This is a genomic window from Dehalogenimonas formicexedens (genome assembly GCF_001953175.1).
In the GTDB taxonomy this organism is placed as follows: Bacteria; Chloroflexota; Dehalococcoidia; order Dehalococcoidales; family Dehalococcoidaceae; genus Dehalogenimonas; species Dehalogenimonas formicexedens.
This window is the reverse complement of sequence record NZ_CP018258.1, coordinates 1,776,302-1,794,036: the sequence shown is the minus strand read 5'-3', so window position 1 is coordinate 1,794,036 and position 17,735 is coordinate 1,776,302. Positions and strand designations below refer to the sequence as shown.

The window sequence follows — 17,735 nt, the reverse complement described above, 5'->3', positions numbered from 1 at the left end:
ATAGATGGAAAGAACACTGGTCCTGGTCAAACCCGATGCCGTTGAGAAAGGCTACACCGGAGCCATCCTGGCCCGCCTCGAAGCCACCGGCGCCAAACTGGTCGCCGCCAAGATGCTTCAGATCCCCAAGGCGTTGGCTGAAAAACATTACGAAGCCCATAAGGCCAAGCCCTTTTTCCCCAGCGTTGTCGGCTTCATCACCTCCGGTCCGGTCGTCGCCGCGGTTTTTGAAGGCCAGGATGTTGTCGCCAAGGTTCGTAAGGCCATGGGCGCCACCAATCCGGCCAACGCCGAGCCCGGCACCATCCGCAAGGATTTTGCCGAGAGCATCGAACGGAATGCCGTCCACGGTTCGGATTCGCCGGACAGCGCCATGGTCGAGGTCGCGCTGTACTTCAAGCCTGAGGAAATCGTTTCGTATTAGTTAGATCAAGCCCGGCTCGTTATCTGATTGAATCAAAGTAGTTTGGCTCCGTTCGTGGTGCTTGCCCCGGACCGGTCCGGGAGCTTGTCGAATCCATGAACGGAGCCAGTGTTTTCTCCAGCTATTCTTAATTATTAAGCGTGCTGCTATAATCGGTTGGTTATGGAACAGGCGGGTTTTTTGGCTCTTATCTCGAAGAAGGCGGGGCATTTCCGTCCCAATGTATGCCGCGACCTTACTAGGGCTTTTTCCCACCCGAACATCCCGCTCCGGTTCTACTATATCGAAGACGAAAAAGAGCTTGCCGGCGAGATCGACGCCGCATTCCGGGCTGGTTGCCGGGACTATCTCGCTGTCGGCGGCGATGGCACAGTCAGCCTTGTGGCGTCCTGCCTTTATGGCAAGCCACACCGCCTCGGTGTAATACCCGCAGGTACCGCCAACACCATGGCACGGGTCCTGGGTGTGCCCATGTCGGCTAAAAAAGCCATTCGCCTGGCGGTCTCCTCGGGTAAAACCAAATTTGTTGACGGCATGGACGTGCGCGGTCGGATATACCTGCTTAACGTCTCGGCGGGTCTGTCCTCGATTTCGCTGGATCGCCTCAATGAAAAAACCAAGTCTACGATGGGCATGTTTTCTTATGTTATCGGGGTAGCCAGAGCCTCACTGAAGGTGGCGCCCTGCAGCTTTAATATAACCATCGACGGCCGACGGATCTGCAGCCGCGACGTGGAGCTGCATGTTACCAACCTCGGCGTCCTCGGCCTGCCCCGGTATCACATCCACGAACATTCCCTTCTCGATGACGGCAAAGTAGAAGTGCTAGGCTTGTCCGATCTTGCCCCGACAACCGTTATCGGCGCCGTTCTTGAAGTCATCCTTCGGCGCCGGAAGCGCCGTTCTATCCGCCTGTTGGGCGAGGGTTCTGAGGTGGTCATCGACAGCGATGTCAAGCAGTCGGTGCAGGGCGACGGTGATATCATCGGCCCGACGCCGGTGTCGCTCAAGGTGCGGTCCAGGGCGATCAATTTTATTGTACCGTGACGGGTGGTTGAATGACGGAAAACGAGAGCGCCAAAACAGAACAGAACCTTAAAACCGTGCTTGAGTTGATCGAGCAGAAACGGAAGAAACACGGCGAACGGTACGAGCGGTTCCTTTGGACGGTGGCGCAACTGCTGCGGGCGGAATTTCCCGGACTATTTGCGGGAATGCCCGATGCTCAGCTACGCAATCTGATCGCGTTCGTTGATACGGTGGGTGAAGACACCCAGGCAATGATGAAACGTCTCAAGGCTGCCTGCGCCGGCTGCGGCTGGTGCTGTTCCCAGACCGGTAACATCGTTGTCTCCGCAGAGGACGCAGGACGGATCAGCCGCCAGTTGAAAATGAAGAAAGACGACCTTTTTATAATCCGTAACGGGGAATGGACGATCAAAAACGCCCACCCCTGCCAGTGGTGGAGCCAGAAGACGGGGCGCTGCCAGATCTACAGCATCCGGCCCGTGACCTGCCGTATCTGGCCGTCATCCTTGCCGAACGAAAAGGGGATTCGCTGCCTCCAGCCCGTGGCTGAATGCGCCTACGCGGTTAGGGTGACCGCGGTGAAGGTCATGGAGTCCCTGGAAGCCCAGAAAAAGGCGGCGATGGGTTAATCCGCTCTACTGGAGGGCGAGGACCGTTTTGGCCGCGGGCCACAGGCGGTCGAAATCGAAAAGGGCGCGTTTTTCCGGGGTGAAGACGTGCATCATCACCGGACCGTAGTCCACGATCAGCCATTCCTGGTCAGGCCCGATTCCTTCCGAATGAAGCGGGCGCTGGCCTTCCTTCTTTAATCTTTCTGTGACTTCGTCGAGGATAGCCCGAGCCAGGCGAGTATTATCCGCGGAAAGTACCACCTGGTAATCAGTAATGCTTGAGAGACCCCTGACGTCGGTAACAATGATGTCCGATGCCTGTTTTTCTGATGCGATGTCGGCGATCCGCCGGGCAATATCGATGTTTTCCAGTGGTTTACTGTCCCCCGATGATGTTAAAATCAGGATGATTATACCATATCGAAGTTTTGACATCTCGATTGAAAGGAAGCACGGGGTGAACGCATTACGGATTTTCGGTCTGGTGCTGATTGGCGCCTGTGTCGTCTCCATCCTTTCTGCCGTTGCCATCGGCGACAACATCGCTCTGTTCATCGCTGCCATTGCGCTGGGTATTTTGGGTAATATACTTTGGTGGCTTGGAAAGCCTCATGCAGCGCTATCCGGCATTGAAAAACCCGGTTTCTATGCTGAAGAAACGCCTGATTCCGAAAATGACGAGTCGAGCTCATCGGATGATAAGGGGTCGGCCGGCAAATAGCTTCAAGGTTGAGCGTTCAAAGCCGGTCATGGTATATTACGACTTTGCCCGGCCTGACGCGGAGGGATCGCATAGTGGTCTAGTGCGGGCGCCTGCTAAGTGCTTACCCCGGGTAACCGGGGTCGGGAGTTCGAATCTCCCTCCCTCCGCCACCCCCTTTATCTGAAACATCACAGTTCCAATTTTCCATTTTCGATTTTCTTCTTCTTCCCAGGTACTTTATATTAAGTCGATAAGTACTAAAGAGGGATTGTGACCACGACCCGCCTGGACTAGGATTAACAGTAACAAAACGTAAACTGAGGTAGGGTATGGGTAAGAAAATCAATGTCGATAAACTGGACGCCGACAGGGCGCCGGAAGAAGTCGAAGACTCTCTTGATGCTGAGACCGAAGCTGAAACCGCTAACTCTTCAGAAGAGCCGGATCAAGCTGAAATGGTGGGCGGTATTGATGTCTCCAAGATTATTAAAGCCGCCGGCGGAATTCAAAGCGCCGTGAACACCGCTTCACCTTCGATCGACCAGTTTGCCTCCCAGGCCAGAATCGAAGCTCAGCGTGCCTCCGCGCTGGCGATGAAAGAGTATCGCCGGCAGATGCAGGCGATTGTCGGTTCGATGCAATCCACCATACGGGAAGAGGGCGTTCGCCTGGCCGACGAGATTTGTGCCCGAATCACCACCCAGATCAGGCAGGCAGTCCTTCTGGAGACCGAGAAGAAGGCGCTCAACCTGGTTGACGAGTTTGTCCTCGGGTGGCAGATCGAGGCAGAGAGCATGTCCCAGGATCTACTGGCGGTGAACACCGAAACTACGGAAGATCCTTCGGTTAAACCGGCGACGGAAACCGGACCTCAAGTTCAGGAGGCGCCCTCAATGGTTGAAAAGCCGGTTAAGCCGGTAGAGGCCGACGAAAAAGAAGCCGTCGCTAAACCGGTTGAGGCGGTGATGGCAAAATCATCCGAACCGCTACCATCCTTAAAGAAGCCCGAGATTATTCCGGAGCGGGCGAAAACTGAACAGACTGAGACTGAAAAGAAGGTTGTCTTCGATTTTGCCACCTTCATCGCCCAAACCAAATCTCCACTAAAGATCTGATTCGCGAATGCGTCCTCCCTTTTCGCCGCCCGCAAGGGCGGCGGATTTATTTTGGGCGGGGGTAAATAGGGTGTTGTTGTCGCCGGTTTTTGAGTCCGACCGTTATTTCGAACACCGGGGAATCCATTTCGCTTGTCTGTCGTTATATAATGTGCGAATGAACTACTCTTTTGATAGTTGGCTAAAACAATTGGGTTGGAATACGTATTTCCAGGCCAACTATGAGACCATGCAAACAACCGGAACAATACCCGCCAGGGTCAGTTCAGAATCCAAGGGTTTGTACCAGTTATTGACCCCGCAGGGTGAAATGTCCGCCCGGCTGACCGGCAAGATGCGATACGAGCAGGCCCCTGCCACCATTTTTCCTGCAGTCGGGGATTGGGTGATGGCGATGCCGATAGCTGGTGAAGACAAAGCCATGATCCATGCCGTATTGCCGCGGAAGAGTAAGTTTTCGAGGAAAGTCGCCGGAGAATGCGCCGCAGAGCAGGTGGTTGCCGCCAATGTCGATTTTGTGTTCATTGTCAGCGGCTTGGACGGGGGCAGAAGTTTTAATCTTAGAAGAATTGAACGCTACCTGACCCTTGCCTGGAACAGCGGCGCCGTCCCTGTCGTCATCCTGAATAAAGCCGATATGGTTGAAAGCGTTGAAACTTTTATCCAAGAGGTCGAAGGAATCGCCCCGGGGGTCTCGGTCCACCCGGTCAGTGCCAGGACCGGAGCGGGGTTGGAAGCCCTTCTGGCGTACCTGACGGAAGGGAGCACGATCGGTTTTTTGGGGTCGTCGGGTGTCGGCAAGTCTGCTCTCATCAACGCGTTGCTCGGCAAGAACAAGCAAGCGGTAGGAGATGTGCGACTCGATGACCGGATGGGCCGGCACACCACTACCCGCCGCGAATTGATACCCCTGCCTGGCGGTGGCATCGTCATCGACACACCCGGTATGCGAGAGATCCAGATGTGGGGCGCTGATAGTGACCTCGACGGTGTTTTTTCCGATATAAGCCAAATCGCCGAGGACTGCCGTTTCAAGGATTGCAGCCATACCTCGGAGACCGGTTGCGCCGTGCTTGCGGCGGTCGAGCGGGGAGACCTGGATCCGGCCAGGCTGGAGAATTACCGCAAGTTGCAGAAAGAACTTGAATACGTCGGCGCACGGGAAGCGGATAGCGCCCGCCAGTACGAGAAGATGAAATTTAAGCCGATCGCTAAGCTTGTTAAACAGCTCTATAAAGAACGGTAAATAGATCGAGGGCCATCGGCTTATAACGAGCCCTCGATCGAATCCTTCCTCAAACCTTCACTGCCGAACCAGCAAGGATTTTGCAAATAACCGGGTAGTTTTCCATACTACTTGGCGAGGTTCATAGTTGCCGTCAGCAGGAGTCCCCTACAAGGCAGTGAAATTTAAACCTCGTGGTCTCGGCAATCAAGGGAATATCTACCATCCCTTTGTACCAAACCCCAATAACGTGTCATGCTCCCATGTGTCCAGGTCCCGGTACCACCAATCCGTATGAACCTCCGGGCTCAGTTGTCCGTTGTAATCGAAATTCCTCTCAAAGTTCGCAAAGAAACTGTTAAAAATCGGGGTAGCGCCCTGCACTGTTCTCACGAGGTTATGTATGCTGGCTTTATCGTTATCGTGGTCGAACGGACAATTCGTTTGGCAGTTCACGCAGTCAAACGGACCCCCTATTTCTGCGCACGATTTCCATTTCATATGCCAGGTTTTGATACCCGGATTGTTGCCGGTATCGACGGAATCCCAGGAAGTGTCTTTTTCAAGACTTAACGAGTTCGACGGGCATACCTTCGCACAGGTCATGCATTCACTACAAAACGAACGAACCCCGGAGTCAATTGGTTTTGTTGGGGTTAACGGCAAATCGGTGACTACATAGTCGATGTATCGTATCATCAACCCGTATTCGGGTGAACAACTATGGGCCGTTCTGCCCTGTTCAACCAGTCCAGACCAGACACCGAATTGGACGTTTGAAGAAGCTGTTGGTTTGATCGCTTGATAACCCAAGCCCTTGATAAATTTCATAACCTGGTTCTGAATCTGGGGAGCATGTGAATATGCCATGTTTTCGCCGGCTTTACCCTGGCGGAATACGGTGTTCTTCCAGGGATCGTTGGGATCGTTACGCATGGCAAGTTTATTCATCGCATGATTTTGCTTGGTGAACCACGCGAAAATCCATTGACACTTATTTGGTATACGCATGCCGCTCGCGTCTTGTTCAGCTTTTTCGACGTTTGTCCATGTCACAGTGTTATTAAAAAACTTCTTCGTTTGCTCGGTTACTTGCATCGCCCCGGCTTTTGGACTTCCGTAAAAATGCGCTGCCGCGCGCAGTGTAACGAGGTTATCTTCAGGGGTTCCATCCCAGGCCGGAACGCCTGAGCCTCTTTGACTTGGAGTTGTCGCGTTACCTCCGTCAAAAGGAATTGAAGGGTAGTTGCCTCCGGTTGCGCCATCGAGTGCCAAATCCCTTAAGGTACCGCCTGGCCATTTGTTAAGTATGCCATCAACTTGTCTCTTCGTTCGGGCGGCAGCATTCGCCGGGCTCATAGCCCCGTTCGCTCCTGCACCCGACATTAATGGCATTGGATGAGCTTTGGGATCATAGGAATTGTATATCTTCCAGTCAATTTCAGTGGTCGGATCACCCAGGTCCCTTTCCTTGACCCACCATTCCTTGTATGTTTTTGTAGAGTTCGATGTCGAAATTGCGAGTTCATCCAGATCGTGAAAAACGGGGGAAGCAAGTGCGGCAGATCCCAAACCGACTCCGGCGATCCCCAGTCCTTTCATAAAATCCCTTCGACTTACGGTACTATGGAAATGTGACATTAATGCACCTCAAAATTTTAATCTCGACTCGCTTTGATCATGAAACGGTATACAAGGCTGCTAAAATCTAGTCTTTGAGCTCGTAGTTTTTCCTCCTTCGGGTGTTTATTGGAGTTTCAGAGTATATCGAGTGGTGTCTATTCCATAAACGGGAGCGTTTTCAATATCCCACCAGGAATGGAGCTTTTCTCTGGGTGAAAAGCCATCGGGATCCCGTGGTTCGTAACCGAATGCCGTGTCCATATTCGTGAAGAAACTGTTAAAAACCGGGGTATAGGCAGCCACGGGTTTAACGATCCAATCATGGATTGACGCTTTACTTTTTTGCCCAAACGGACAGGCAGCCCGACAAGTTCCACACCCAAACACGCCTTCAAACCAATAAACTAAACATTTTGCGCCATCGTAGTAATAGTTTTTAATCCCTGGTTTATTCCATGGTCCCAGGGTTTTGTATGATGGTTCTGTCTCTAAGCTAATTGCATTTGAAGGGCATGAATGACCACAAAGCATACAAGTTTTACAAAAACGGAACATTCCCGCATCAATTGGGCTAGTTGGTTGCAGAGGTAGATCGGTAATTATCTTATAAGTTCGCATCATTGGCCCGTAATCCGGATTTAACGAAGTTATTCCCATGCGGCCCATTTCCGTTAAGCCACTTAGGACGTTACCACCGGCCACCTGGACGATCGCGTTCGACATCATTTCGGCCAATCCTTGATAGCCGATGCCACGTAAAAATTGCTGCAGCCGGTTACCCGTTAGCGCCCCTTGATTGTAGGCTAAGGTGGTAGTAGCCGAATTGATATTATCAGGGGCTCGCTTGAGCATTTCCTCGGATTCCAGGATGGTGAACATCACCACATATTTGGTTTTTTCTGGTATGACCCGCTTGGTATCCGTCTCATAAGCTGTCGGGACGTTTTCGAAAGTATAAGCCTTACCATCAGATTCATAAGAGTAAACGGTTTTCCGAGTGTTCTGATCTAGTTCAAACACTCCAATATCCTTTGCTCCAAAAAACCGGGCAGCCACCCGCAGCATCCTGAGATTTTCCTCTGGAGTTCCTTCCCAGCGCGCTGCTCCAAGTTGGTCAGGAGACGGAGCAATCTCCGGAGCAACAAAGTGGCCCTCTAGGCCATAAGCAAACCCAAATCCAGTGGCGTTATTCAAGGCTACATCGCGTAATGTAGCCCCGGGTTTGTTTTCCTGAATCCATTTTTTAGTATTATCCTCATTGATCTTGGCAATTTCCTGTAGTTTGGCTAAACCGATGACTTTAATAAAGGCGTCATTATTGAACATGGTCTGTCGGCTATCGAAATAGGTCATGGAGTTCCAGTCTACTTCAGCGGTCGGCTGGGCAACTTCGCGAACCCACCAGGGCTTTTTGAAATTCGACGAACCATCCATCGATTCATCTAAGTCATGGAATATGGGAGCTGTTGCTGAGGCCACTCCTATTCCGGCACTAGTCAGGCCAATTCCTTTCATAAAATCCCTTCGGGAGACAGTAGAGTGATAGAACATTCTTTTATCCTTTCTATTACTATTTTCTAAGCCCCTATTGAGGTACTACAGGAAACTTTTATACTGGATCAGGTGTACAGACTCCATTATGTCCTTATTTATATAGGAAGCAGGACATTGAGATCATATATATCACATGTCTTATACGATATCATCGTCCCAAAGAACTAATCACTGTTAGAATTTTTGCCTGTTTCGCTCGAGAGATATACGAAAATTCGTGAAATTCTGGTGATGAAGATGTGGAAAGTGCGGGCGCATTGGGAATTATTTTAGGAATAACCTCCCGAAACGGCATGAAACGCTTGGCATCCCCCAGGCGAAGGCTGATTGGCTCTCTCGAAGGGATCTACGGAATTGGGTTACCGAATTTGTTTACTACTTCGAAATACGATGAACGTCCTGAATAGTTATTGCCCCTTCTGAAGGCACCCGATTCGTTACCCAAAAACATATCAATTTTCAGAATTCGAATCACAATTCCGAGTATCGAAGCTGCAACCAGGGGCTCTTTTATGCTATACTTCTTGACATAATTATTTCTTTATTAGTCTCCTTGGCCTATCGCCTGCTAGTTCCAAATAGATAACATGCCGAATTATTTTATTTTCACTATCGGGTGCCAAATGAACCAGGCCGAGTCAGAACGCCTGGAAAGCATCCTCTGTCAAAAGGGCTATTCCCCCGTCGATTCCGCCGAGACCGCCGATCTTGTCCTTTTAGTCAGTTGCGCCGTGCGGCAAGGAGCCGAGGATCGCATCACCAACAGGCTGTCGCTGCTCCGGCGGCTCAAGAATCAAAACCCCTCGATGAAAATCGCGCTCACCGGCTGCATGGTCGAAGAAGACCTGGCACTGATGAAAAAACAGTACCCCATGGTTGATTACTTCTTTTCCGCCGGAGCGATGCCTGATTTCCTTGACCGATTGCCCGCGGACATCCTGCCCCAGAAGCCGGGAGTTTCGGTCAATGTCCCGATCATTCAGGGCTGCGACAACTTTTGTTCGTATTGTATCGTGCCTTACCGCCGCGGCAGGGAGACGTCGAGACCCCTCGATGCCATAGTTTCTGAGGTGGCTGAATTAGTAAACCGTGGCGCCCGCGAAGTGACGCTCCTGGGGCAGAATGTGAACGCCTACGGACACGATCTGTCACAACCGGCGGACCTTGCCGATTTGCTTCTAGCGCTGAACGGGGTCAAGGGGCTAAAACGTATTCGTTTTCTGACCAACCATCCCAAGGATATGAGCCCCCGGCTTATCGAAGCTATGGCTACCCTCGACAAAGTCTGCCCGTCGCTCAATCTGCCGGCACAAGCGGGTGACGATGAAATACTGGCGAGGATGCGGCGGGGTTACAGGATTTCGGACTATCGGACGCTTGTTGAATCGATAAGAAACAAAGTCCCCGGCATTTCCCTGACCACCGATATCATCGTCGGCTTCCCCGGCGAGACTGCCGAACAGTTCGCTAACACCCGCCGCCTGATCGAAGACATCCGGTTCGATGCCGTCCACCTGGCGGCTTATTCACCCCGCCCCGGCACCGAAGCAGCGGAGAAATTCCCTGACGATGTGAGCAGGGAGGAGAAAGCGGGACGGTTAGCGGATCTCGAAGCGCTCCAAACAAAACTGGCGACAGAAATAAATTCGGGGCTGGTAGGCTCGGTAGTCGAAGTCCTGGTGGAAGGGGAGGGCAGGGACAAGTGGCGAGGCCGGGAACGAAGTGGTAAACTTGTATTCTTTAAGGGCAAACGTGACCAGGTGTCCAATTCCGATCTCAAAGGCCGATTGGTACCGGTTAAAATAACAAAATCGGGGCCCTGGTCGCTCCAGGGAGACCCGGTTGAAACATTAAAGGAGAATAAATGACCAGCGACACGGTAACCCTCGTCGGTTTTATGGTCCTCATGTTCGTCATGTTCTATTTCCTGATCATCCGGCCGCAACAGAAGCGGGCCAAGTCCCAGCAGGCGATGCTGGCTGACCTCAAGCGCGGCGATAAGATCATTACCATCGGCGGCATCTTCGGGGTTATCGAAGCCATCGATGAAAAGAGCGTCGTCATCAAGACCGAGTCCGGCGCCATGCTTCGTCTGGTCCGCGGCGGCGTGGCGATGAAGCAGGAAGAAGAAGTCTCGGTTCAACCCTAGGCAACTTCCGTGGTCGAGGGGCGGGATAGCCTGCTCTCGCCGGGCACATTCTTCGGAGGCCGATTGGCGTCTTACGATTACATCATCGTCGGTTCTGGCATCGCCGGGTTGTACAGCGCCCTCCTGGCCCGGAAATACGGCTCGGTCCTCATCGTCACCAAGGGCAGCATCGAAGAATGCAACACCCGCTTCGCCCAGGGCGGCATCGCCGCGGCGGTGGGGGCGGGAGACTCGCCCGAGCTCCATTTCAAGGACACCATGTCCGCCGGCGCCGGCCTGTCCGATGAGATTATGGTCCGGATCCTCGCCTCCGAAGCGGCGCCCCGGATAAAAGACCTGATCGAACTCGGTGTCCCGTTTGACACCATCGAGGGCGAGGTCGCGTTGACCCTGGAAGCGGCGCATTCGGTGCCCAGGATTCTCCACGCCGGCGGCGACGCCACCGGCCGGTACATCGAAGAAACTCTCTCCGCCCGGGTACGGGCGGCGGATATCCCTGTACTTGAACACTGCCTGGCGACCAGGATCATCGTTGACGGCGGTAAAACCGCGGGGCTGGAGACCTTGAATGTCCTTACCGGCCAGCGTGAGACGTTGCTATGCCGCCACCTAATCCTTGCCAGCGGCGGCGCCGGCCAGTTATTCAGCCTGACCACGAACCCAACCGTTGCCACCGGCGACGGCGTAGCCCTGGCCTATGAAGCCGGGGCGGACATTATGGATATGGAGTTTTTCCAGTTTCATCCCACCGCGCTTAAGCTTCCCGGAGTCCCGGTTTTCCTGATTTCGGAGTCGGTCAGGGGAGAAGGCGGCATCCTGCGTAACCAGGAAGGCAGGCGCTTCATGACGGACTACGCCGCCAGGGGCGAACTTGCCCCCAGGGATGTGGTCAGCCGGGCTATCGTTTCGGAGATGACCAAGACAAGCGCCGATCATGTCTACCTGGATGTCACCCATTTGGCGCCGACTCACGTATTGGCGCGTTTTCCCCAGATCTATCACTACTGCCTGGAGCAGGGGCTGGATATTACCCGGGACCTGATTCCGGTGGCGCCCGCCGCCCACTATATGATCGGCGGCGTCCGGGTCAATGCCTGGGGCGCCAGTTCAGTTGCCGGGCTTTACGCCGCCGGGGAGGTCTCCTGCACCGGAGTCCACGGCGCCAACCGCCTGGCATCAAATTCTTTGCTCGAGGTGCTTGTGTTTTCCCATCGAATTATCGAAAATTCGGTTGGCGGTGGAGAATCCCTGACCATGGCGCCCGCCCAGCGGCGGAAGCTTGCCGAAGCCAAGTCCGGTACGGTAGTATCTTTACCCGGGAAACAAGGCATCCAGGAGACCATGTGGCGGCATGCCGGGATCATCCGTGACGGAGCAAGCCTGGCCGAGACCGCGGCATTACTTGCGAACTGGCAGGCATCAGCGCCCGGGCCGGTTTCACGGGAAGATTACGAAATTCGTCACCTGGTCACTTGCGGGAGACTGGTGACCGAGGCCGCGTTGTACCGCGAGGAAAGCCGGGGCGCCCATTTCCGCGCCGACTTTCCCTGGACTTCGGATAAGTGGCGGCGCCATATAGTTATCAACAGCGGGAATTAGGAGGAACAGATGGCAACCCAGGCTCAGATAGAACAGATCATTGACGTGGCCTTGGCCGAGGATCTAGGCCGGGGTGACCGCACCACTGAACTGGTTATCCCCCAGAACATGGGCGGTACGGCGGGCATCATTGCCAAAGAACCCGCGGTAGTCTGCGGCGGGGAGATTGCCCGGATCGCCTTTATGAAGGTTGATCAGACTCTCCAGATCAAGGTAAATATTCCCGATGGACAAAAAGCCAAGGCCGGGGAACCGGTGCTGCTGGTGACCGGCCGGGTGGCCAGCATCTTGAAAACCGAAAGGGTGGCCTTGAATTTCCTTTCGCATTTATCCGGCGTCGCCACGGCGACTTCGCAATTCGTAGAAAAGGTCAAGGGTCTGGATGTTAAAATCAGCGATACCCGCAAAACGCTGCCGGGCTTGAGGCTCCTCGAAAAGTACGCCGTTTATGCCGCCGGTGGCCAGAACCACCGGCCGGACCTGGCTTCCGGCATCATCATCAAAGACAATCACCTGGTGGCCCTTGCCGCAAGAGGGGTGAGCATACCCGATGCCATTGCCAAGGCCCGGGCCGGCGCCAAAGGGATGAAGGTTGAGATCGAGGTCCAGAACCTGGAGCAGCTTCAACAGGCAATTCTGGGCAAACCGGACATCATCATGCTGGACAACATGGCCATCGACGATATGAAAAAGGCGGTGAAGATGGTGCCTGCCTCCATCAGCCTGGAAGCCTCGGGGGGTATCACCCTCGAAAATGTCAGGGCGGTGGCTGAAACCGGCGTGGACGTGATCTCTATCGGGGCGATCACCCATTCCGCCAGGGCGATCGATTTCAGTCTGTCATTTATCACCGGAAGGCCTCCCCAAGCCTGATAACGGTTTAATCCTGCCCCCAAGCGCACCTGTCGGGATCCGTCCTATCTGGCCGGGTTTACCGACTAGTCCTCAGTCTGAGGAATCTGCGGTTCGGTGCGCCTGTCCAGGGCGACCGGACCGGATTTAGCCCCTTGCTCCATCAGTTCGCAGAATACCGGTACCAGGTCCGGATCGAACTGGGTTCCGGCACAGCGCCTGAGTTCGCCCAGCGCGTCCTTGAGAGCCAGCTGGGTGCGATACGGCCGCGGTGAAGTAATGGCATCGTAGGCGTCGGCAACGGAAAGGATGCGCGCTTCCAGCGGGATCGCCTCGCCTTTGAGCCGTTGCGGGTACCCGGTGCCGTCCCAGTTCTCGTGATGGTGCATGATGGCGGGCAAGCATTTGGAAAGGTCCACGACGTGTTTCAGGATCTCCACGCCGAGTTCAGGATGGGTACGGATAGGCTCCCACTCTTTCTGTTCCAGGGCTCCGGGTTTTGTCAGGATCGAATCGGGCACACCTATCTTGCCGATATCGTGCAGTAAGCCGGCGGCGCGGATGGTATGCACGGTGTCTTCAGGAAGCTTCAACGCCTCGGCAAGGGATACGGCGTATTCGCTAACCTTTCTCGAGTGTCCGTAAGTGTAGTGGTCTTTCGCGTCTACCGTGGCGGCCAGGGCGTAGATGATGGAAAGGGGCTTCGGCTGGGATTCCGTTTCCGGAGCTTCTTTCGGGTTGCTTACCAGCTTTAGCCCGTCCGAAGCGACGCAGGTACGGTTCCGGCCGGTCTGTTTAGCCCGGTATAACGCCGTGTCTGCCCGGTGGATGATCTCTTCTTTCATTACCCCGTCGGTAGGCCAGTTGGCGATGCCCAGTGAAGCGGTTACCGGCATCTCGCGGAAGGACGATTTTGATTCTATGGCTTTCCGCAGGCGTTCAGCGACCCGAAGAGCATCCTCCATCCGTGTTTCCGGCAGAAGGACGGCAAATTCTTCGCCGCCGTAACGGAAAGCCAGGTCGATGGTTCTCACTGAAGACTGGATGAGCTTTCCCACCTTGCGCAGCAGTTGATCGCCCGCCAGGTGGCCGTAAATGTCGTTATAGACCTTGAAAAGGTCGAGATCTAGGATGATCAACGAGAAGGTAATCCCAAAACGGCTGCCTCGGCCGATCTCCTGCTCGATTCGCTCGTGGAAATGGCGGTGATTATATAGTCCGGTCAACTCATCGGTGTTGGCACGGATGGTGGCCTGGATATAGAGTTGGGCGTTTTCGATGATCACTCCCGCTTGAGAAGATATCCGGTCGATCAGATCGAGGTCTTCGGTGGTGTATACTCCCCCGCGGCGTTTAGGTCCGACGGCGATGAGCCCGATGAGTTTTTCACGGCTTTTTATGGGTTGGAGCATGGCCAGGTTGGCGGTCGTAAGCTGCTCTTTTTCCATCTGCCACAGCCCTTTGAACTCAGGCAGAGATTCTACCTGGGCGGGGGTTAACGGCTTTCCTTCCCGGTCCATCCATTCGATGATGGGGTTGTCCACCGGCAGGCGCAGGCTGCCTTTGAGCTCGTGGTTATCGGGGTAGGTATATTGGACCAGGAAATCGGCGGCGGCGTTGTCCTGAAACAGCAGCGCCGAGTGGGTCACCCCGAGAGCTTTGGTGAGAGCCGGGAGTAAGGCGTGTGACAGGTCGTCGAGGTTGAGGATATGGCTCATCTTGCGCGAAAAATCCAGCAGGTCCTGGCGGTAACGGTAGGTGTCCTGATAGAACAGGCGGTCGACTGAAACGCTGATAAAATGGGCTAGCGACCGGCCGGACAGAGCCGCCGCAGTCACGATCAAACCGGCGGTGATCACCACGGTTGTACTGGGAACGCCAAGCTTGATCAGGATGAAGCTCAGACCACCGTACGTTACTGCGATGGCAGCCGTCAAACCAAGCAACGTCAAACCGCGCCTGGCAACCAGTTTAATGTCGAAGAGATGGAACCGGGAGATAGCGTAGGTCACCAGGGCGGCATTGATGATATTGCCGATATGATCGGTTGTTAACCCGGCCAATGCCGGTGTAAAGGGGGTGACATAACTAAGGAGAATTAGAGCCCCTGAACCAATGATCAGGTAGATCGAACGGTTGCGATCGAACGGGTCTGTCGAATGCCGGTACCGGCTGATCAACATAATTAATCCGGCAACAACAAAAGGTGCGATGAAAGCGCCGATAAAAAGGTCCCAAGGTCGTATATCATGGAATAAATACCCGTTTACCAAGGAGACGTTGGTGACAACATTCCCCGAAAGAGCCATGATCAGGATAAACAAGGTGAAGGCATAACCCAGGTATGTCCATACGCCGCCGGCTTTGTCGTTATAAACTCTGACGAAATGGTAATACGCGATGCTCACCCACGCGATGGCGGTAACTACCAGTTCGTTCCAGAGTTGAAGGTGCTGGGGGCTGGCGCTCGGGTTGAACACCAGCATGAATGAACTGAAACTCCAGAAAGCGGCGACACCGAGAAAATAGGCGAAAAAGCGGTTTGCTTTACGCTGGGTGTCCTGAATCACGAGCAGGATCAGGACAAGATAGATGAGGCTGGCGGCCAGGGGGATTAATGCCCAAGCGTTCAAAAATCACCATCCCCCGAGTATAAGAATTCGATGGCACATTATGTCCATTCTGAAGCGAGAAGTCAACGGCCACCAAACGTGAGCCCTTCGTCTAAAAGTCACGCATAGTCGACCGAACTTGAGATGTACTACCCGGGAAAATCTAATCAGCGTTTAAAGGGATCCGGGCCTTTGACGTTGCGTTTAGCTTCCTCGATCAAACGCTCCAGCCGTTCGGGGCTATCGCTCTTCATCAAGGCTTCTTCTTTGGCGATGATGCCGTTGGCCGCGAGTTCGGCCAGGTGCTGGTCAAGGGTCTGCATGCCCATTTGCCGGTTGAGTTGCATGATCGACTGAAGTTCGAAAGTCTTTCCCTCGCGAACAAGGTTCCGGACGGCGGTCGTCGCCAGCAGAATCTCGTAAACGCCGACGCGCCCGCGGCCATTGGCCCGGATTACCAGCGTTTGGGAAATAATGGCTTCCAATACCTGGGACAGCTGAAGCCGTATCTGGTGCTGCTGGCCCGGCGGATACATGTCGATGACGCGGTCGACCGTCTGGACGGCATTGATCGTATGGAGCGTGCCCAGTACCAGGTGCCCGGTTTCGGCGGCGGCGATGGCCGTGGTCAGGCTTTCGACATCCCGGATCTCACCGACAACAATTACGTCAGGGTCATGGCGCAGGGCGTGGCGCAGCGCAATGGGGTAGGAGTTGGTGTCTCCGCCCAGTTCGCGTTGGGCGATGATGCACTTGTTGTCCTGAAAGACGTACTCGATGGGATCTTCGATGGTGATGACGCTTGAGTTTCTGTTTTCGTTGAGGTGCTGCAGCATGGCGGCCATGGACGTCGATTTCCCGGAACCGGTCGGCCCGGTGACCAGAATCAGTCCCCTGGGTTTCATGATCAGGCTCTTGAATATCGTCGGCTGGTTCAGCATGTCGATGGTCATGATCTGAAAGGGCACCATGCGAACGGCAATGGAGATGGTGCCGCGTTGAAAGAGTATGTTGACTCTGAATCTGGAGACGTCGGGAACGGAGATTGCGAAATCCAGTTCCTTGGTGGCGTAAAAAGTCTCCTGCTGTTGAGGTGTGGTCATTTCCCTCATCAGGCGCTCCATGTCGGCGGCGTTGATGCAGGGGTATTGGGGCTGTCTTTTTAGGATACCGTCGATCCTGAAAACGGGGGGATTGGGTACTTTCAGGTGCATGTCGGAAGCTCCGACCTTGACCATCGCCCGGAGTAGTTCGTCAGCTTTCATTCGCGGCTCCTGAAGGGGCTTTCAGCGTTGGGCATATCATACACCCTCAGCCCTTGACTTGGGTAGTATAATAGTACTAGTTAATCTGGATACGGACAGAACTTTGGTTCTCTGGAAGTACGAATGAGATTAGACCGCCGACGGTCGAGTATCGAAATAATTGCCGATATGCTACGCTTGGGCGAAGCAGGCAAGACGGAGATCATGTACTCCGTCAACATGAGCTATTTTCAGCTTCAGAAGTACCTTAACTTCATGGTCGAGCGGGAACTGATCGACAGAGTAAAGCTGGGCAATCCTTCGGTCGCCTATCGGGTAACCAAGAAGGGGCTTAGTCTTTTGCGCAACATCGACGAGATCCTCGACACCCTCAATCTCAAAGACGACGGCGAAGAGACGCCCCAGACAGGAGCCTGATATGACCGAAAAACGCATGCTCATCTTGCCAGCCGAACTGGTCAAGAAAATCGATGATAACCGGGGGGACATCTCTCAGGCTGAGTTCATCGATTTCCTGATCGAAAGCCACCTGAAGGGCACTCCCTCTCCTGCCGGTGTCGTCACCAAAGAAGATCTCGAAGCCGTAAAAGCCGATGTCGCCAAGATGCTCAACAAGGAGAGCTACAAGTATGCCCTCAAGGACGAGATGGCCGGCTTCCAGGAAGATACCAAGAAGCTCCTCAAGAGCTTCGTTGATTTTTTCATCGGGTACGGGCTTGAGCTTGGCAAGGATGGTCCCATCGACCTGAAAGAGATCACCAGCAAGATGGCCGGTCTTGATAAAGAAGCCAACAAGGACATCCCGGAAGAAGGCCGGGAAGTCAAGATCAAGTGGAAATAGCAAAACCGAAGAAAATAGAAAATAAGCGCCGCGCCCCCTGCTTCCCCCGGATTCCGGGGGAATTTTTTTATTCGTGACCTAGCTTTGACTAGAACATTGTTCTAGTACTTAATACCTTCCAATCGCCCCGTAC

17 protein-coding genes and 1 tRNA gene are annotated in these 17,735 nt (G+C 53.9%); 13 read left to right on the top strand and 5 right to left on the bottom strand.

Annotation, left to right across the window (positions count from 1 at the left end; all coding sequences use genetic code 11):
* Positions 1 to 4: 4 nt before the first annotated feature.
* The 3 genes from ndk to Dform_RS09355 all read left to right on the top strand — a co-directional run bounded on the left by ndk (position 5) and on the right by Dform_RS09355 (position 2,082).
* On the top strand, positions 5 to 424 hold the full coding sequence (ndk, locus tag Dform_RS09365) for a nucleoside-diphosphate kinase (protein WP_076004777.1): 420 nt from the start codon (positions 5 to 7) through the stop codon (positions 422 to 424).
* A gap of 180 nt (positions 425 to 604) precedes the next feature.
* Positions 605 to 1,471, top strand: coding sequence for a diacylglycerol/lipid kinase family protein (locus Dform_RS09360; protein WP_158513500.1), 867 nt, complete (start codon positions 605 to 607; stop codon positions 1,469 to 1,471).
* A gap of 11 nt (positions 1,472 to 1,482) precedes the next feature.
* Positions 1,483 to 2,082, top strand: a complete 600-nt coding sequence (locus tag Dform_RS09355) for a YkgJ family cysteine cluster protein (RefSeq protein WP_076004775.1) — start codon at positions 1,483 to 1,485, stop codon at positions 2,080 to 2,082.
* 6 nt (positions 2,083 to 2,088) lie between these two features.
* On the opposite strand, the gene rsfS is transcribed toward Dform_RS09355, so the two are convergent.
* On the bottom strand, positions 2,089 to 2,499 hold the full coding sequence (rsfS, locus tag Dform_RS11080; RefSeq protein WP_158513499.1) for a ribosome silencing factor: 411 nt from the start codon (positions 2,497 to 2,499) through the stop codon (positions 2,089 to 2,091).
* Between the two features lie 22 nt (positions 2,500 to 2,521).
* Here rsfS and Dform_RS11405 point away from each other — a divergent pair, with 22 nt between their 5' ends.
* The 4 genes from Dform_RS11405 (at position 2,522) to rsgA (ending at position 5,128) form a co-directional block, all read left to right on the top strand.
* Positions 2,522 to 2,785 (top strand): hypothetical protein, encoded by a 264-nt coding sequence (locus Dform_RS11405; protein WP_076004774.1) that lies wholly within the window; start codon positions 2,522 to 2,524, stop codon positions 2,783 to 2,785.
* A gap of 60 nt (positions 2,786 to 2,845) precedes the next feature.
* A tRNA-Ser gene (locus Dform_RS09340) sits at positions 2,846 to 2,937 on the top strand.
* A 159-nt stretch (positions 2,938 to 3,096) separates the two neighbouring features.
* Positions 3,097 to 3,882, top strand: coding sequence for a hypothetical protein (locus Dform_RS09335; protein WP_076004773.1), 786 nt, complete (start codon positions 3,097 to 3,099; stop codon positions 3,880 to 3,882).
* A 157-nt stretch (positions 3,883 to 4,039) separates the two neighbouring features.
* A complete protein-coding gene (rsgA, locus tag Dform_RS09330; RefSeq protein WP_076005141.1) occupies positions 4,040 to 5,128 on the top strand; it encodes a ribosome small subunit-dependent GTPase A in 1,089 nt (362 codons plus the stop codon).
* A gap of 198 nt (positions 5,129 to 5,326) precedes the next feature.
* Here rsgA and Dform_RS09325 read toward each other — a convergent pair whose 3' ends face one another.
* A complete protein-coding gene (locus Dform_RS09325; protein WP_076004772.1) occupies positions 5,327 to 6,748 on the bottom strand; it encodes a reductive dehalogenase in 1,422 nt (473 codons plus the stop codon).
* A 105-nt stretch (positions 6,749 to 6,853) separates the two neighbouring features.
* Complete coding sequence (locus tag Dform_RS09320; protein ID WP_076004771.1) at positions 6,854 to 8,281, bottom strand: reductive dehalogenase; 1,428 nt, start codon at positions 8,279 to 8,281, stop codon at positions 6,854 to 6,856.
* A gap of 590 nt (positions 8,282 to 8,871) precedes the next feature.
* Here Dform_RS09320 and miaB point away from each other — a divergent pair.
* The 4 genes from miaB (at position 8,872) to nadC (ending at position 12,905) form a co-directional block, all read left to right on the top strand.
* Complete coding sequence (gene miaB / locus Dform_RS09315; protein ID WP_076004770.1) at positions 8,872 to 10,152, top strand: tRNA (N6-isopentenyl adenosine(37)-C2)-methylthiotransferase MiaB; 1,281 nt, start codon at positions 8,872 to 8,874, stop codon at positions 10,150 to 10,152.
* The gene (yajC, locus tag Dform_RS09310; protein WP_076004769.1) at positions 10,149 to 10,433 is read left to right on the top strand and encodes a preprotein translocase subunit YajC; all 285 of its coding nucleotides are present in this window, start codon (positions 10,149 to 10,151) and stop codon (positions 10,431 to 10,433) included. Before miaB ends, yajC begins: the two co-directional genes overlap by 4 nt.
* A 63-nt stretch (positions 10,434 to 10,496) precedes the next feature.
* Positions 10,497 to 12,032: an L-aspartate oxidase gene (nadB, locus tag Dform_RS09305; protein WP_083635437.1), complete on the top strand. Its 1,536-nt coding sequence runs from the start codon at positions 10,497 to 10,499 to the stop codon at positions 12,030 to 12,032.
* A 9-nt stretch (positions 12,033 to 12,041) separates the two neighbouring features.
* Complete coding sequence (gene nadC, locus Dform_RS09300; protein ID WP_076004768.1) at positions 12,042 to 12,905, top strand: carboxylating nicotinate-nucleotide diphosphorylase; 864 nt, start codon at positions 12,042 to 12,044, stop codon at positions 12,903 to 12,905.
* Positions 12,906 to 12,970: 65 nt separating this feature from the next.
* On the opposite strand, the gene Dform_RS09295 is transcribed toward nadC, so the two are convergent.
* Together Dform_RS09295 and Dform_RS09290 are read right to left on the bottom strand one after the other, a co-directional pair.
* On the bottom strand, positions 12,971 to 15,517 hold the full coding sequence (locus Dform_RS09295) for a diguanylate cyclase (protein WP_076004767.1): 2,547 nt from the start codon (positions 15,515 to 15,517) through the stop codon (positions 12,971 to 12,973).
* A 146-nt stretch (positions 15,518 to 15,663) separates the two neighbouring features.
* Positions 15,664 to 16,761, bottom strand: coding sequence for a type IV pilus twitching motility protein PilT (locus tag Dform_RS09290; protein WP_076004766.1), 1,098 nt, complete (start codon positions 16,759 to 16,761; stop codon positions 15,664 to 15,666).
* Positions 16,762 to 16,884: 123 nt separating this feature from the next.
* On the opposite strand from Dform_RS09290, the gene sso10a reads away from it, so the two are divergent.
* Positions 16,885 to 17,178 carry an Sso10a family chromatin protein gene (gene sso10a, locus Dform_RS09285; RefSeq protein WP_076004765.1) on the top strand — a complete coding sequence of 98 codons (294 nt, stop codon included), beginning with the start codon at positions 16,885 to 16,887 and terminating at the stop codon, positions 17,176 to 17,178.
* A 1-nt stretch (position 17,179) separates the two neighbouring features.
* Positions 17,180 to 17,602 (top strand): hypothetical protein, encoded by a 423-nt coding sequence (locus Dform_RS09280; RefSeq protein ID WP_076004764.1) that lies wholly within the window; start codon positions 17,180 to 17,182, stop codon positions 17,600 to 17,602.
* The last annotated feature ends 133 nt before the right edge of the window (positions 17,603 to 17,735 follow it).

Coding starts and splice junctions, on each gene's coding strand:
- Dform_RS09335 (WP_076004773.1), top strand. CDS start 3,097: ATGGGTAAGAAAATCAATGTCGATAAACTGGACGCCGACAGGGCGCCG.
- Dform_RS09280 (WP_076004764.1), top strand. CDS start 17,180: ATGACCGAAAAACGCATGCTCATCTTGCCAGCCGAACTGGTCAAGAAA.
- rsfS (WP_158513499.1), bottom strand. CDS start 2,499: ATGTCAAAACTTCGATATGGTATAATCATCCTGATTTTAACATCATCG.
- rsgA (WP_076005141.1), top strand. CDS start 4,040: ATGAACTACTCTTTTGATAGTTGGCTAAAACAATTGGGTTGGAATACG.
- ndk (WP_076004777.1), top strand. CDS start 5: ATGGAAAGAACACTGGTCCTGGTCAAACCCGATGCCGTTGAGAAAGGC.
- sso10a (WP_076004765.1), top strand. CDS start 16,885: ATGAGATTAGACCGCCGACGGTCGAGTATCGAAATAATTGCCGATATG.
- nadC (WP_076004768.1), top strand. CDS start 12,042: ATGGCAACCCAGGCTCAGATAGAACAGATCATTGACGTGGCCTTGGCC.
- miaB (WP_076004770.1), top strand. CDS start 8,872: ATGCCGAATTATTTTATTTTCACTATCGGGTGCCAAATGAACCAGGCC.
- Dform_RS09290 (WP_076004766.1), bottom strand. CDS start 16,761: ATGAAAGCTGACGAACTACTCCGGGCGATGGTCAAGGTCGGAGCTTCC.
- Dform_RS09320 (WP_076004771.1), bottom strand. CDS start 8,281: ATGTTCTATCACTCTACTGTCTCCCGAAGGGATTTTATGAAAGGAATT.
- Dform_RS09325 (WP_076004772.1), bottom strand. CDS start 6,748: ATGTCACATTTCCATAGTACCGTAAGTCGAAGGGATTTTATGAAAGGA.
- yajC (WP_076004769.1), top strand. CDS start 10,149: ATGACCAGCGACACGGTAACCCTCGTCGGTTTTATGGTCCTCATGTTC.
- Dform_RS09355 (WP_076004775.1), top strand. CDS start 1,483: ATGACGGAAAACGAGAGCGCCAAAACAGAACAGAACCTTAAAACCGTG.